The organism is Mucilaginibacter ginsenosidivorax (assembly GCF_007971525.1).
GTDB lineage: Bacteria > Bacteroidota > Bacteroidia > Sphingobacteriales > Sphingobacteriaceae > Mucilaginibacter > Mucilaginibacter ginsenosidivorax.
In genome coordinates this window covers 6,363,598-6,380,082 of the sequence record NZ_CP042437.1, presented here as the reverse complement: position 1 = coordinate 6,380,082, position 16,485 = coordinate 6,363,598, and the positions used below count along the sequence as shown (strand labels likewise).

The 16,485-nt window shown below is 41.5% G+C and carries 12 protein-coding genes; 7 read left to right on the top strand and 5 right to left on the bottom strand.

Going from position 1 to position 16,485, the window contains the following annotated elements; genetic code table 11:
• Positions 1 to 208: 208 nt before the first annotated feature.
• The gene (locus FSB76_RS26505) at positions 209 to 1,423 is read right to left on the bottom strand and encodes a site-specific integrase (protein WP_147058814.1); all 1,215 of its coding nucleotides are present in this window, start codon (positions 1,421 to 1,423) and stop codon (positions 209 to 211) included.
• 591 nt (positions 1,424 to 2,014) lie between these two features.
• Here FSB76_RS26505 and FSB76_RS26495 point away from each other — a divergent pair.
• Genes FSB76_RS26495 through FSB76_RS26465 form a run of 7 tightly spaced genes read left to right on the top strand, consistent with a single transcriptional unit; the run spans position 2,015 to position 7,330 of the window.
• Positions 2,015 to 2,974: a fibronectin type III domain-containing protein gene (locus FSB76_RS26495; RefSeq protein WP_147058812.1), complete on the top strand. Its 960-nt coding sequence runs from the start codon at positions 2,015 to 2,017 to the stop codon at positions 2,972 to 2,974.
• Positions 2,975 to 2,985: 11 nt separating this feature from the next.
• Complete coding sequence (locus FSB76_RS26490; RefSeq protein WP_147058810.1) at positions 2,986 to 3,489, top strand: hypothetical protein; 504 nt, start codon at positions 2,986 to 2,988, stop codon at positions 3,487 to 3,489.
• The gene (locus FSB76_RS26485; RefSeq protein WP_147058809.1) at positions 3,489 to 4,085 is read left to right on the top strand and encodes a toxin-antitoxin system YwqK family antitoxin; all 597 of its coding nucleotides are present in this window, start codon (positions 3,489 to 3,491) and stop codon (positions 4,083 to 4,085) included. Before FSB76_RS26490 ends, FSB76_RS26485 begins: the two co-directional genes overlap by 1 nt.
• Positions 4,078 to 5,343, top strand: coding sequence for a hypothetical protein (locus FSB76_RS26480; RefSeq protein WP_147058807.1), 1,266 nt, complete (start codon positions 4,078 to 4,080; stop codon positions 5,341 to 5,343). The genes FSB76_RS26485 and FSB76_RS26480 overlap by 8 nt, the downstream gene beginning before the upstream one ends.
• Positions 5,325 to 5,702: a hypothetical protein gene (locus FSB76_RS26475; protein ID WP_147058805.1), complete on the top strand. Its 378-nt coding sequence runs from the start codon at positions 5,325 to 5,327 to the stop codon at positions 5,700 to 5,702. Before FSB76_RS26480 ends, FSB76_RS26475 begins: the two co-directional genes overlap by 19 nt.
• Positions 5,689 to 6,192 carry a prepilin-type N-terminal cleavage/methylation domain-containing protein gene (locus tag FSB76_RS26470; RefSeq protein ID WP_147058803.1) on the top strand — a complete coding sequence of 168 codons (504 nt, stop codon included), beginning with the start codon at positions 5,689 to 5,691 and terminating at the stop codon, positions 6,190 to 6,192. Before FSB76_RS26475 ends, FSB76_RS26470 begins: the two co-directional genes overlap by 14 nt.
• Entirely contained in the window at positions 6,164 to 7,330 is a 1,167-nt protein-coding gene (locus FSB76_RS26465; protein WP_225976321.1) for a type II secretion system F family protein, read from the top strand. The genes FSB76_RS26470 and FSB76_RS26465 overlap by 29 nt, the downstream gene beginning before the upstream one ends.
• A 487-nt stretch (positions 7,331 to 7,817) precedes the next feature.
• On the opposite strand, the gene FSB76_RS26460 is transcribed toward FSB76_RS26465, so the two are convergent.
• From FSB76_RS26460 to FSB76_RS26445, 4 genes are all read right to left on the bottom strand, one after another.
• Complete coding sequence (locus FSB76_RS26460; RefSeq protein WP_147058801.1) at positions 7,818 to 8,312, bottom strand: hypothetical protein; 495 nt, start codon at positions 8,310 to 8,312, stop codon at positions 7,818 to 7,820.
• A gap of 245 nt (positions 8,313 to 8,557) precedes the next feature.
• Positions 8,558 to 9,241 (bottom strand): hypothetical protein, encoded by a 684-nt coding sequence (locus tag FSB76_RS26455; RefSeq protein ID WP_147058799.1) that lies wholly within the window; start codon positions 9,239 to 9,241, stop codon positions 8,558 to 8,560.
• The gene (locus tag FSB76_RS26450; protein WP_158642992.1) at positions 9,238 to 12,972 is read right to left on the bottom strand and encodes a DUF6443 domain-containing protein; all 3,735 of its coding nucleotides are present in this window, start codon (positions 12,970 to 12,972) and stop codon (positions 9,238 to 9,240) included. Before FSB76_RS26450 ends, FSB76_RS26455 begins: the two co-directional genes overlap by 4 nt.
• A gap of 26 nt (positions 12,973 to 12,998) precedes the next feature.
• Positions 12,999 to 16,478 (bottom strand): DUF5977 domain-containing protein, encoded by a 3,480-nt coding sequence (locus FSB76_RS26445; protein ID WP_147058795.1) that lies wholly within the window; start codon positions 16,476 to 16,478, stop codon positions 12,999 to 13,001.
• Positions 16,479 to 16,485 lie beyond the last annotated feature (7 nt).

The following is a 16,485-nucleotide window of genomic DNA, read 5'->3' as shown; positions in this document are numbered from 1 at the left end:
CATCGGATTAGTAATTAGTACATTTCTGTTTATTTTAGGATTGTCTATTTTTGAAAATTCATTTTTGAGAGGGTGTGTTGGTGTAATTTGTTATGCTGTTTTAGCGTATTCATCGTATTACGTTTTAGGATTTGAAAAGATATATAAACGTCGTCGTGGCGATGAAAATTAAATGCGTAGAGATTACAGATTTTGTATTATTTCCAGTTTAACAAAGTCGTGCCATTACATCATCCATTGCGCTATCAATTTCTTCATTCACAAAATTATTACCCATATAACCCTCGGTTGTTTTAAGGTCGGAATGCCGGAATATCTCTTGTAATGCCGAGGCGCTGATAACACCTTTCGCCATTTGTGCGAAGCTATGGCGGGATTTATGCGATGTAGCTTGTTTGTTTACATTGGCTTTTTCGGTTGCTTTTAACATGTGCTTATTGTTCGCCTTGATACGAACCTTGATATATTCCTGTACAGCTGCCTTGTCTTTCAGATCGACCAGTTTTTCCAGGTCAGGGAATACTAGATTGTGCTTAGGATTTTCCCGCCTGTATTGTGCTAAAATAGCCTCAATCTTTGCCGATATTTTTAAGGAACCGCCTTTTTCATTTTTGCCCATTGTATAATAAAGGCGGCCATCTTCAAAATCGGACCATTTCAGGCGCAAAACGTCAGATGCGCGCATCCCGCCACAGTAAAAGGCAAACAGCCACAAATTACGTGCATGGTTGGCAACGCCTGTTAGTTCAACATTTTCCAGTGCCACAATGTCCGCAGGCATTAGGCCGCTCTTTTTGCTATCCGGAAACTTGATAACAATGCCGCCTTTGCCAAACGGATAATATTTAGGGTCAACCAGTTTATCGGCGATAGCCTGATTATAAATTGAACGAATAACCACCAAGTGATTTACAGCCGTGCGCTCCGTTATCGTTCGGGTGCCTTTTAACCACGCTTTAAAGTCTTTTAGAAATGTAGCATCGATTTCAGGGAAATGAATATCCCGGTTATTCAAAAACTCTTTTACTCGTTTGATCCGTGGCTTTTCGGCAGAGGTGCGGTTAAAGTTTCCTGATTTTTCAAGGCGGGCAATGTATAAATCGGCCTGTTTGAAAAACGTGTTATCCTTTGCCGCTTTCACAGCTTTGCCAATAACACGCGCCGAAGTATCGGTGTTATTTACTTCAAGCTGTATCAGCTTGTCATTTGCTTCGGCTACGCGCTTGGCAATAAGGTTATTCAGCCAAGTAGAATTGGAATGTGATTTTTTGACCTTTGCGTTCTTTTCATCCCAATCCGTTTTTTTGACTGAATGCCCGACTGACAGCAGGGTATTTTTACGATCTTTAACTACACGGATTACAATTGGGTATTCGCCGTTTGCATTTTCCCGGGCGCGAAGCATTACTTTTATCGAAGCCATATATTTGTTGTTTGCTATGCTAAATATACGGATTATTGGTCTAACATTGGTCGAACATATTGCGTTTTTTTTCAACATTAAGCGGTTTTATCTGATATAAAAACTTCGTTTTTGAGCCGTATAGGCACTTTTTGGCTCGAATGAAACCGCAAGTCACATGACTTAAAATCCTGTTCCCGTAAACGGAGTGCGGGTTCGATTCCCGCTCTGAGTACTTGAAAATGAGGCGATTAGGTGAAAGACACTAATCGCTTTTTTATTGGCTGAAAATTTGAGGCTAACATTGATCCAACATTTGCAGGGTGTTGAAATTACTCAAAAAATTCTATTAGGATATCAGAAGGCCTTCACGATATAAAAAAACGAAAATAAATATCGCCTGATTACGCGATAGCGGCGAAATTGAAATCTCGCAACCTTCGAAGAAAGTTAACACCGAAGGTACTTATTTTGTTATCCATTCACTCGAAAGGTTTTTGGTTATTGAATTTAAACGTTATCAACTTTCAAATCACAAAACTTTAATTTGAAAAATTCTATGTGAAAGATATTATTTTCAATAATAAAGACTTATTCCTAAATTAGTCGGGAATGAAACTTAAACACTTATTTTATATCTTACCTGTTTATCTGGCTTTAAACACGCTGCTATCGTCTTGTAAAGAGTTTATAGAACCATCCATTGCCAAAAGACAGGTGATACTTCAAGCACCTGCAGACCAGTACCTAAGCACTAAATACACGGTAAACTTCTGGTGGGATGAGGTGGAGGATGCACTAAGTTACCGTTTGCAGGTTGTTACACCCGGTTTTGATTCCGTTGGCAGCCTGATACTGGATACACTTGTTAAGGGCAATAAATTTACCTCGACACTGGAACCCGGAAACTATCAATGGCGGGTAAGAGCCGAAAATGGTAGCTCCCAAACAGCTTATTCGCCGGCCAGGCGCTTCGTTGTCGAAGAGTCTTCACTAACCAATCAAACTGTCACTCTTTCATCACCCGCCAACAACGTTGTAACAAATACAAATGCAGCCCTTTTTAAATGGAACAGCCTATTTGGCGCTACTAAATACCAGGTACAGATTGATACAAATAACTTTGCAAATGATAACGTATTGGTTTATAACCAGGTTGTACCCGGGCTCCAGGTTAATTTTACCTTTCCAAAGGATCAGGTATACGGTTGGCGGGTTAGGGCCGAAAATGAAACAGAGCAATCTAAATGGTCGGCTATTAATTATGTAACCTATCAATTGCCGCTGCCCCCCCAGGTTAGCCTTGTGTCGCCGGCTAATGGAAGTAGCGTTAGTTTACCGGTGCAACTGAGCTGGAATTCGGTTACAGGTGTATCAGGATATAAATTATATGTATTTAAAAGCGATTCGACCACGCTGTATAGTAACAATTTCCCAATGACGGTCAATTCTACAGGTTATAGCTTTACACTTGGTGTTACAGGCGAGAAGATATATTGGAAAGTAAGTGCGCTAAATGCCTCGGGTAAGGAAGGGAAAGCCAGTGCGCTTAGAAATTTTGTACTGTTTTAAGCCAATAGGTCATGGTCAAAAAAAATAAAGCATTAACATACGTACTGATTGTTGTTGTATTGCTGGTATGGGGAATCATCATTTACCGGATAGTTATTGCATACAGCGGCGGTCATGATGACAGTTATGTGCCACCGCCACCACCTAAAGAGGTTTTTAATGATTATGCTGTGGCAAAAGATACCGCTCGCCTACTACTGAATTACCGTGATCCGTTTGGGATTGCTACCCGGAAAGACACCGCAAAGCCGCTGCTAAGGGTTCACCAGAACACCGGAATTGCACGAGCCAATGTCCCCCCGTCTTTCAACTGGGATGTTATACGATATTCAGGATATATCAAAAACCCAGGGTCTAAAAAACTGATTGCCTTTATGAAAGTAAACGGCCAGGAAGCTATGATGAGCGAGGGAGAAACGATAGGGCAATTTAAACTGATTCGGAATATGAAAGATTCTGTACTGGTTAAGAGCGGAGGCAAAACAAAATATATTCATATCCAACCTGCAATTTAATGAAATTCATTTATACAGCACTTTTTACCTTCTTTTACTGCTGCTCATTCGGGCAAAAAATGCCCGATTATGGTTTGCACAGCGTAAGGATAACAGATACCGACCGAACAATACTGGCAGAAATTATACCTGTTAATTCAAATCCGGATGTGCAAAGCACCCTTACTTATTACTGGTATGCCACAAACAAGGTGCATACCCTTCAGGGCGGATTCAGTGGCCGGCTGCTGAACGGCGCCTATACCGAAACATACCTGAACCATAACACCCGAACCCTGGGCACCTTTAAAAAAGGACTAAAGGACGGAACCTGGAGGGATTGGGATGAGCGTGGTATACTGATACAGGTAGTCAACTGGCGCAGTGGGATACGTTCGGGTAGCTTTAGCTTTTTTAACCCTGATGGCAGTTTAAAGGAAAGCGGCGAATACCACAAAAACGAATTGGATGGCCCTGTGATATTTCACGAAAGCCGTGATTCTTCGAGAGTAATTTATTACAACAATGGCAAGGCTTTGAATGGAAAGCCGCGTTCGCTTTTTGACAAGATCAATATTTTTAAAAAGAAGCCCAAGCCGGGTAAGGGTCATGCTTAAAGGCTCGGCACTTTATATCGTTATTATTATCAGCCTGGTAATTGCCTTAATATGCTCTACCCTTGTGCTTGCAGCATATTTTTTCAGGGGGCAATACCTTGTAAAATCGCGGTTCGACCGTTTACAGGATAATCTTTCGTCAGGCATTCATATCCTGCTACGGACAAATGATCCAGCCTACTTACAAGGGAAAACATTGAATTTGTTCAACAATGTTGATGATTCTGTGCGGATCAAAAATACTCCCTGGGGTATTTATGACATCGGCGTTGTAGAAGCATTCAAACAGAAAGACACGCTAATTAAAGTATTTTCGACTGCTTTTGCGATTGATTCATCCAAATGGGCCGCTATCTACCTGATAGACGAAGACCGGTCAGTTTCGGTAAGCGGAAAGACTGCTATTCGCGGTAACGCATACCTGCCAAAGGCCGGCGTAAAGGCAGCATATGTGGATAATAAAGCCTATGAGGGCGACAAAAGACTGGTTGTGGGTAACATTCACGACAGCCAGCGTAGCCTGCCCCCGTTAAATGATATTCGCCTAAACGGTTTAGCAAAGCAGTTTAATAATCCGGGGGGAACCGTCAATAAGAACTGGCATGTAGATACGCTTGCAAATTCATTTCGAAGCCCTGTTAATATCGTTAACCTGGGCAATGGCCCAAATACTTTAAAAAATACCAAACTGTCGGGCAATATTATCCTGTATGCAGATACGCTGCTTACTATAGATAGTACCGCGACATTGAATAATGTGCTGGTTTTTGCAAAGGCCATCGTTATTAAAAGCGGTTTCCACGGGAGTTGCCAGCTCTTCGCTTCAGATTCTATCAGTATTGACAAAAACTGCCTGCTGGAGTATCCTTCATGCCTGGGCCTGTTACGTTACAAGTCGCCGACCATTGGTTTTCCTCCACAAATCGTCATCGGGCAAAACGCCCAGATCAGTGGGGTTATATTTACTTACGAAAAAGAAGCTTCTGCCCTGCCTGCAACCATCAGTTTGGGCAAAGGAGCCCGGGTGAACGGACAGATATATGCGCAACATATTCTCTCAACCAAAGACAGCGTCGCGGTTAAAGGGAGTGTTTTTACCACGCGTTTTATGTACCAAACCACGTTTAGCCGGTATGAAAACTACCTGATAAACCTAAAAATAGATGCACCCGCTTTATCAGCCTATTACCTCACCAGCGACCTTATTCCTGTTGCCTCGTCCGAAAAAAAAATTCTGCAATGGCTGGAGGTAAAATAAATAAAAACGGGATGCTGAAGGCGGCTACCATTGTAGAGGTAGTGGTGGCCCTGGTAATTATTGTTGTGGTTTTTGGTATGGCCATGATGATATTTGCCAATGTGACACAACAAGCAATATCCACAAAAAAAATACGGGCCACGGCTGTACTCAGGAATGTCCTGCTTAAAGCAGAACAATCGCGGCAATTGCCACAGGAGGCTTTTAGCCAGGATGGCTTTAGGGTTATACCTGTGGTTAAACCATTTGAGAGCGGAACAGGCCTTAGCGAGTTTTATTTGACCGCCTATGATGAAAACCAACAGGAGATAGCAAAGGTTTCGGAAATTATGATCAATAACGACAATGTTAAACCATAAACTAAAGGCCTTCACTATTATGGAAGTAACCATTGCACTGCTGGTGTCGGGGATACTGATCGCTATTGTTTATGTGGCATTTGCGGTTGTTGGCAACTCGTACCACACGTTTGTATTCAAAAACGAGGAATCTGCAGATTTGGCACAGCTCGATCTCTTGCTCAGCCGCGATTTCCGGCGCGCCGACCTGATTGAAAAAACTGATTCCGGTTTGTTTTTTAAGAACAATAAAGACAACATACGATACGTGCTTAATAGTGATTATATTGTGCGTACCAATGGCATAACAGACACCTTTAAGTTTAAAACAACCCGTACCAATATGCTTTTTGAGCAACACGCCGTTGAAACCGGGCCCGATGCTTTGAATAACAGGGTTGACGAACTCGAACTTGATTTGTTACTACACAATGATAAGGTGACTTTTCATTATTATAAATTGTACAGTTCTGCTAACCTTTTTGAACAAGATACACATGCCGGCAATTGACCTGAGCCAATACGAAAAAAAGAAAACACCCAAGCCTGTCAAACAGGAACGTGATGGTGGCATTATTGGATTTTTAAACCGGGACATCAGTTTTGGAAGCAAGGAACTTAACGATAAAAAGAAAGAATACCTATACCTGGAGCTAAGTTCGCTCCTATTAGCTGGCATCAATTTAAAAACCAGCCTGGAACTGGTAACCGCCGAACAGGAAAAGGAAAGCGACAAAAAACTATTTGCAGCCATACAGGATAGTGTAGTGAATAACGGCATAGCCCTTTCCAAAGCCCTTGAAAAATCGGGGAAGTTTTCCCTATACGAGGTATATAGCATACAGATTGGCGAAGAAACCGGCCAACTGGCCATGGTGCTGCAGGATCTGGCCAAATATTACCAGGGCAGGATAAAGCAAAGGCGCAAGATAGTTTCCACACTTTCCTATCCATGCATGGTACTGCTGTCGTCATTTGGCGCGGTGTATTTTATGCTAAAGGTGGTGGTGCCCATGTTTGCCGATGTACTTAAACGTTTCGGCGGGCAGCTGCCCTGGATCACCGAGCTTGTGATTACGATATCTAAGGGAATGGAAACCTATTTTCTGCCCGCTTTTCTATTAATTACCGCTATCGTTGTTTTCCTCTTCCGGGTGCGCAAAACCATACCTTACCGCAAAATATCTTCCGGTTTTGTATTGAGGGTTCCGGTGGCAGGCAACCTGGTGAAAAAGATATACCTGGGCCGCTTCTGCAATTCCATGAGGTTGCTTACAGGTTCGCACGTGCCGTTGTTAAGAGCTATAGCTTTGAGCAGGCAGATGGTGGGCTGGTACCCTATTGAATCATCACTCCAAAAGGTAGAAGACGATATCCTGAACGGCAAATCGCTGCACCAGAGTTTGCAGCAGTTCAAGATCTATCCCTCCAAAATGATACAACTGGTAAGGATTGGCGAAGAGTCAAACAAACTGGACTACTTTTTTTCCAAAATAGCCGAACAGTACGGCGAGGAAGTAGAATACCAGACAGCCTCCCTAAGCAGTATTATGGAGCCCCTTTTTATCATCGTAGTGGGCTTCCTGGTGGGGGTGATTATGATTGCCATGTACCTGCCGATGTTCCAGATGGGCAATACATTTCAGTAGAAACCGCAACTGTAGGCGGCAGCGGAAGTATGCTGAATACCAGCTACGAAGCATGCCCGCAACAAAGAATTGGGTTAACATAACTTAACATAATTCAAAAAATATTTTTATAAAATTTTGATTATCAATATATTATAAAAAATCATGATTTACATGTTAACCCAATTATTATACTGTGAGTTACAAACCCGCGGCAACGGCGCTAGGCGTTAAGGCCTTCCGTTACAAGTCTTCGCGTTGCCTTTGCCGCCCCGGCCTGCCCGCGCTGTGGGCTTTTCACTGCAATCGTTGATGAGCGTTGCGGGTATACAAAAACACCCGGATTAAACGAACATCCGGGTGTTGCATATATTTGGCTAAAATACGGTAGTTACAAACTACAAGCATAGCCGTTCGAAGTCAGAGACATTCGAACAGCGGTAGACTACGAACAACTGGGGTAGCTGCACGAAGTTAAACACCCCGCCCTTAACCACTCCCATTTCTATTAACTGATTTCGTATATTCCACTACCGCCCAAGGATATTCCTGATTCTGATATTGCCGGAATTATCAATGCAAAATCGGTAATCTCGTACCCCTTAATCAGCGATTGCCAAAAAAGTTCATTTATCAAGCTTACATTCGAATCAACTAAAGCGTCATAATCAAACCTTTCTATAAAATCCCAGAATGCAAGTTTGTTTATAAATAACAATAGTCCGGTATCGGTACTCACAACATTCTTTTTAGCCAGAAGAGACTTATCATATGTAACTTTTTTTATTCTACTTACGTCAAAAATTGCTACATCGGCAACAAATTCACCTAAAGCCATCGCATTATACGAAAATACCACTTCTTGAATTTCTTCAATAGATCCGCTTTTTTCCGAAGTCTTAATAGAATTCTTAATATCGCCCACATAGAGCCCATCAATGATAACATAAGTTGAGCCAGTAGCCAATCTTATCGATTCGTGGTTTAAAGAAATATTATTCATTGCCTTTCAGAACCGATTTTTGAAGTTTCGAGGTAACACACGGTGTTTATCAATATTTTCCAGGCTGTTAAAAAATACAAACTCCCGGATGAAGTTTACCTCCGGGAGTTATATATTTATCACTTAGCTTGGCGTATACCTATCAGCGGGCCACAAGACTGGAGAGCCGGACGAGTGCCGCCCCGACAAACGCTTTCGGAAGTTGCGAGAATTAGCGCTGGTATCATGATTGCCGTAAACTATGATTAGCTCGGTTGATACAATAACTCCGATTTCTTTAACTTTTCAAGTTTTTTATTATTCTTATTTTCAGCTACTTTTTGTGCTGTGTATTCACGTTGGCTTAATAAACCACCTACTTGTTTAACCCATTGTTCAACATCGGCACCGCACAATTTAAAATGGCTTCGGTCCCAGTTTTGGCGTTCAATATTTTCAATCAATGTATATACTTTTTCTATGTCCCCTGTATATAGGGCCACCTCAACACCGAACTCCTTTAACTTAGCCTGTAAAAATGACAGGGGAGCTGCGCTTAAAGGTGGAGTCTGAGCATATAGGTCCAGCATATTTAAAAACTCGTTGAGGAATACATCACGATTAAACGGCAATGGTAACTGTTCTTTAACCCGTTCGCAAATCTTTGGAAACAATTCGTGATGTTTGATATAAGGCACTGCAAATGATCTTTCCGCTTCGTTTTTGAATTCAAGCAACATGGTGGGTGCGGATAAGCATTCATCAAGGTCATTTCCAAACAATGAATAACATACGAAGTAAGGCCTGTAGTCTTCAGATCGGGGAAGTTTTATTAATTCTATTCCTATAATGACAGGCCCTACAATCTTGAACAATTTATTTCCCCCCATTTGTACCAGATCAGGAAACGCATTTCCCCAGTTAGTTATTACAGTCTTTTTATCACTCATGGTTTAATTTGTTTTATAATATATCCGGCAAAATTACGAGCATATTTCGCTTGCTGAGCTCCCCCTAATTTAGCAGCTCCAAATTTAAAATCGTAAATTTTTTGACTCGCGTGGTCAACCACGTCCAAAAAACCTTTATTGCCAATGCCGAGACTTTGCTCATTATTAAAATACTCTTTGAATGTTAACCCTCTATCGCCATAAATATTTTGATACCTTTCTAACAATTTTGTTGCAGCCTCATGTTTTGCCGTTCCCAATGCTCCTGGGTTTTTCGCTTTGGTTACAAACTCATCCGCAAACTCAGCTGCTCTTTTAACTAATTGGTCATTAGTAAGGGCATTTTTTGCCTCTGTTTCAACCAGCTCCTTAGTCCCAACCTCAGCCAACTCTTTAACACCCGTTTTTATTCCTCCCTCAATCAGCGAAGAACTTCCAAGCGTGGCCACATCAAGAATTAAACCGCCTACTCCCAATCCCGCCTGCAGCCAATTACCATCGCGGATGCCCTGGTAAATATCCTTAGATGAGCCTACGATGGGAATAAAATTAGTGCCGATATCTAAAGCCTGTTCTGCGAGCGATGGACCAGGTTTGACATCAACTACCTTTACCTCTGCCAGGTTATAACGCGATAATGATTTTGTTCCATCGGTGTTAAACCATTCCACTTGTCCGGTTGCCTCATATATTCCCCAGCCCGATGGTCCTATATTAGTATAGCCTGCATGCGCCCCACTTCCCGGAAACCAAACTGCCTTTGTTTTATCTGTTTCTCCATCGGGTAAATACCAGTCCCACAGCCCATCGGGATCTATCCGGTTAACCGGATTATTACTCACATAGTTGTAAGGAGAAACGGCAGCGTCATTTTCCGCTAACTGGTCGGCGGCATTCCACCTCCCAATTACCGGATCATAAAAACGCCAGCCGAAATCATCCTGGTTTGTTAAGTCATTTTGTAACTCTTTACCATTATAAAGGTTGCGGTTGCCGTTAGAGAAATCATATACACCGGGAAGTTTCCTTAAGCCGAAGGTGTAGTAATCATCTTCCTGTATCTGCCTTACTTGCTGAGTGGATGGATCTTTATCAAAGCTGCTCCGTACGTTACCTAAATGATCTGTTAAATTATACTGATAGCTATAAGCTCCACCGTTGGGCACCGCGCGGCCCTCACTTGTTTCAATAAAAGCAATATTATTGTTGTAGTAAACAATGCCATCAACATAATCCCAGGTACTTCCGTCGCTGCTTGTATTACGTAATTTAACCCCGGTTGCATCATATGTATATGTTGCAAGAGGAACGCTACCCTGATCAACCTCTTTGGGAAGGTTTAATAAATTGTATGCTATTTGTTTACTGCCGCCATCAGATGTGGCATTACCATTTGGATCATAACTATAACTTCTGTAAGCGGTATTATTATTTTTTACAGATGCCAGCTGATTGCTTAAGCCATTATTTTGATAGGTATAACTTAACTGGGCCGCACTTCCGCCTCCGCGGGTTAAACTGCTGATATTACCGTTAAGGTCATAGCTTATCGTTTCATTAAGCAGTCCGCCAGTAGATGAAGCACCGAGCACTCTGTTTAACTGATCGTAACTGTAACTGAAAGCCTTGCTGCCCCCATGCGGCGCGGTATACAACATTTGAGCTACAGATCCATTATATTGCTTTGTTATACCAGCGTCGGGGGCGTTGTATCTTAAATCTATATTTAGCAGATTGCTGCTGCTGTTTAAGCTTCTCAGCCAGCCACGTTCGTTATAAGTATAGTTAACATCCTGCAAAAACGGTGCGCCACCTGTTTCGCTATGTAAATGTTTGGTTATTAACTGGCCTGCTTCATTATAATCACCCTGGGCAAGTAATACATTTTTCCCTCCGTTTATCTGTTCATATACCTGTTTTAAATTTCCGGTATGATCATATGTGAAGTTATTGGCAATAGTAACAACCGGTAAAGTATTTGTGGTGTTATAGTGGCTGCGGGTTAAATCCGTAGCCTGGCCTGTGAAATCATAGTTTATAGCGTAACTATCGTAATTGGCATAATTTGTTGTGCCGGCACCCAGGTAATGTTGCTGATAAGCTTTGGTTAATTGCCCTTTATCATCGTAATAATTTACAGCGAGCAAAAGCTTTGTTGGATTCCCGTTATTATCCAGAATTGCAGCTTTCGTTGCAGTAAGTAAACCCGATGTCATTTTACTGCCTGCTGCTACATTATTATAAGCAGCCGGCAAATTGGGTATATTGTAGTTATCAAAATAACTGATGCCTAAAGTATAGGTTAATGCCGGATAACTATTAATAACGTAGCCTGTAGGATACTGGGTTACATTGTTGGTATTATCTTTAGTATCCCATTGCGGGGCAGCATATATGTTAGCTTGCAAAGTACTTAGTGCCATTACCGAACCTGCATTCCAAATTCCGGACACAATCTGGCGGCCCAATGCGTCGTATTTAAAAACAAACCATTGGTTACCAAGTCTTTGATTACCATCCTGGCTTAATACCAATTGGTTTAATTTATTGTAAACAAAGTATTCCCAGTCTTTCCCCGGAATTTTCTTCCTTACCAAACGATGCCATTCATCATATTGATATTGATAGCATAAGTTATCAAGTATATTTTGCGACGGCAGGCCGGTATCTGGACTGGCGGCCGGAGGGAGTACAAATGCAAGGTTTCCAAAATCGTCATAAACATAATAGGTCGACAATATTTTTAAACCTCCGTTGTAAATGTACTTTCGCGTTAGCACCACGCGACCTATTTTATCGGTGTAGGTTTCAACACTTCCCCCCCTGCCGCTCTTCCAATTTTCGTCAGTTTGAACGGTTACGGTTAATGTGCTTGGGGCGTACGTTGCGGTGTTGTTTTGTCTGCCAATTGTTCTGCTTTGGTCGGCATTAGTAGTAGCTGTAAATAATGCTGCCTGGTAGCTGTGCGAGGTATCTGTTGCCCAGCTGGTATTGTTATTGGTGCCATAAGTTATCCTGGTGGTATGGCCCGGGCTGCTGGCTCCTATTGTATTAGTTAGCTGCCAGGCATCGCCAATAGCACCTTGTTCTGCTATACGGCTTAATGGCGACGGCTCGAAACCTGACCGGGAGAACGGAAACAAAGTGGTTGCAATATTAGGAGCACCCGGCGACGACGGATTATAAAAACTTGCTTGCTCGGTAAGTGCCGAAGAATGATAGCTCCCGCCATTTACCGTGCTGCCATAGGCCAGAAAATTAATGGAATCCCGGCCAAACTGATCGTAAAGGATTGGTTGTACAATATCTTTATCCGATACTGAACTTTGTATTCCCACATATTGTAAAGCCCTGCCCAGCCCGTCGGAATATTGTATTACCTGCTTTACTTCGCATGTATTGCGGTTTACAAGCTGCGATGCATCTGTAATGCCCCCTACCCGGGGAATAGAAACCAATATATAATTGAGGCCATTAGTTTGATTTGATACTATGGGCACGCAATCCGGGGCTGTAATATACGCATGAAAGCTTTGACCCGCCGCAGGGGTCGACGAAAAGCCATCCAACAATGAGATACTGTTGTTATTGTAATACTCACCGGTAGTACCGGTGCTGCTTAATGAGCTCACATAAGTTTGTGCTTGTATACTGTAGCCAGCAAATAACAAACAGACGCAAATCAACAGCTGGTTTAAAGCTTTGCTTGCAAGGATAGGTTTAGTGATCATTATATTGATAATAACTGGTTGATAATTTAATGATTTATTTTGCATCCGCCAACATAATTTGCATTGGCCTGCCCCTCGGCAATAAGTTCATTGTAAGCTTGCTGATTTGCATCGGCCTGAGAAATAACAGAAGTATATTTGTTTGCCGGGATAGTATAAGTTACAACCATGGGGTTGGGCGTGGCGTCTGTTCCGCAATTGTTCTTCGAATAGCCGCCGGATACTGCCTGGCTATAATAAGTTATGGTACCAACGGCGCCGGGCTGCTGTACAACGTAGTTATATTTCAAATTCTTTATAATATTTCCGTACTGATCTTTGGTATTCTTCAATTGTAAAAGCTGATCGTACTCAAAATATGTAGCTTCATTTTTAACATCCGTAGATCCCGTTAAACCGTTTAAAGCTGTATAGGTATTAGTCGACATTTGCGCATCAACAGGATAAAATCGCACATCATCTATTTGTCCGCCGGCAATATTTATGGTGTAACTATTACCGGTAACGGGTACGGTACTACTTTGAAGGGTCCATGAACTTCCTGTTTTAAGCCAATAGCTTAGCGTATAGCTACCATTATCAAGGCCCGTGAGGTTCCTGGAATAACTGCCGCTAAAACTAACGCTACCTGTTTTAGCCGATGTGCTTGTATTGCCGGCCCCTTCCTCAAAGCCTTCATAAAATACATCATTATCGGCTGCATTGAACGCTTTTGCCACCGCATACAGTTTATTATATCCAAATATCGTGGATTGTTTAGGTCCCGATTTGGCATTTGAGCAGAGCAAATTACCATACTGATCGTAATTAAAATATTGAATAGCATTATTGAATGTAATACCGTTATTCTCGTAACCCGTTTCGGGCAAAGTGAACGTTTGGCTATTAATTATCCAGTTTTTATACCCAACACGACTACCTTTTAATACCTTGTTATTGGTCTTGATTATTTGATCGAGCAGAATACCGTATTTACCATCCGCATATAGTTTATTAACTGCATCTGTTTCTGACTGCTTGGCATACGTTATCAAATCTTTATTCAATACATATTTATAATCAATAGTATTTGTACTATTGTCGCTGTTTTGAATTGTTACATTTGTTAATAGCGATGGATAGGGAGAATTATAGGTATATGATTTTACGGTAGATACAGGCAAAGCATTGCCCGTAATAAAATCATCTTCGGTAGTTTGGCTTAACAATAATTGCTTTGCTATATAATAGTAGTTGCCGATATTATAAAATTCGGTATTTACGCTTTGGTATTGCCCCGTTCCGGAGATATTTACCTTTCCAATAGCCACCCGAACACCTTTAACACTATCCATAACCGAATTAAAAACATATTTATTGGTTATTCTTTTAAGTAAATTATTGTTGTTATCATATACGAGCGACTGTTTAAGATGCCCGCGCGCAAACGCATAAGACGTTGCCGGCGTATACGGACTCATGTTGGGACTAATTCGTTCAAGAGTTTTAAACGAGCCATCTACTTTTAATTGGTTGGTATAATCAGGGTAATCTTCTCTGTCTGTAAAAAAGTTTACTGTTTTTCCTTCATTGCTGTTATTAATGGTAACCTGGCTATAGCCAATAGCACTTCCATCAATATCAAACATATTGTTAAAAGAAGTGGAGTTGATTACGATAAACGGAGAGTAGCTTTCTACCGTTGTTTTGTGGCTTTGGAACAGATCTATCACAGCAACTACAATTGCAGCATATATAGAGTTGTTGACATTAACAGGCGGAGCGCCGTTGCCTGAGTCTCTGTAAATAGGTATATTGGGGCTGAAAGTGCTGTATTGCGGAAGAAACTGACTTTGTGTATGTTCTATGTATCTGACATATATGGGTGCAGCGTTTATAAGCTTCCCGGTTGAATGTCCCAAATCATCATTATAATTATAACTTGTAATTACAGGTGTTGTGTTTGGGTCTCCTGCTGATTTAATTCTTGCTATCCTGAGGCCGCCGGCGTAGCTGTTGTATGAGATAGCCTGGTTGTAATAGGTATTTGCTTCAAACACAAATTCTTTGTATCCGCCGGTTGGCAAATATATTTTTTTTAACACATTGGCTGTCATCATCACCGGCGATGGTTCACGGTCCATATTCGCCTGCAATTCGGGAATTAGGTTGGCGTTATCGCTATTGGCCCCGGTGTTGTTATAATAACCCCAATGATCGAATTTATTTGACGCACGCGGGGGTAAATTAATATCCTGAACGTATTCAAAGCTAAATAACGGCAACGTAACGATAGGTGCTAAGCCCGAAGTAACCGTTATATTATTTAGCTTGAGCCTGTAATTATCGGCCGTCATCCCCCTTACGGTTACATCATTGGCGTCGTTGTAAAATGAATAAAAATAATCATGCAGAAGCGAGAACGACTTAATCAACTCCCCCTTATAATCTTTAATATCTACTTTATTTAATATTTTTCCATTTGCAAGGTCTTTTCTTACCTGGGTGTCATATGTAAAATACGCACTTTGATTTGATGTAACAATTGAACTCAAGTATTTAGGGCTTTGGATGAGTTCTTCAATATTACTATCCCATTCGGATTTATCTACGACTGAAAAATCGAGAGATGAACTTGGTTGCGACAATGGAATTCCTAAAAAGCTGATACCTTTATCGAAGGTGGATGTTATCTTATCCCTAAATTTTTCCGTTTTACGATAATTGGTTGTCTTAATGGGATCCCCTGCAGCATAACTGAAAGTAATAGTTTCTGTATTGTTTGAAGTTATTATTTTATTTAGAAACCAGGTAGAAGCATAGTTTTGTACCTGATTTGAAGTTTCACCATAAAATGTTAACTGGGTATTTTCGATGCTTGAGGCATCTGAACCAAGATAATAAAAAGTGCCTCCTATATCTTCAAATACCCAGCCGCTAAGCCCCAATTCCTGCTTAAACGGGGTATTTAAAATACGAATGCTCTTATCTGTGAGCATAACAGGAACACCATCTTTGTTAAATACAAATTTCCCGTACCTGCCATTAAGATTATAATAAAACAAATCAGGTTCGGCATCTAAGGTAGCCCCCATGATACCTCCCATTGTTGTAACATCCAGCGGTTGTGTTACTTTAAGCCCCATCGAGCTGCCAAAGTATCCGTTTGTGCCTTCATCCGGCAATCCTCTCATGTATCTTGACACCAGGCAATTGGTTGATATAGTCCATCCCAAGCCTATCGGACTCGACATATCCTGCACCTTATTGCCCGATCCGTTGTAAAGTAAGGCAATAGGTATACTATAGCCCCTTGCAGCAAGTGTATGCAAATCGGCACTGATATTAGGCACACCAGTATACATATTGACAGTTGTATTAGCGTATTTTGCTGTTGCCGAAACATTAGGCGATGCCGGCGCAGCCGAGCTTTTATCATCAAACTGGCAATATCCGTTTTGCCAAATCATCGAACAACATATAATAAGAGCCACCTTTTTAAAAGAGGCATAAATTCCTTTTAGCATCGCTGTA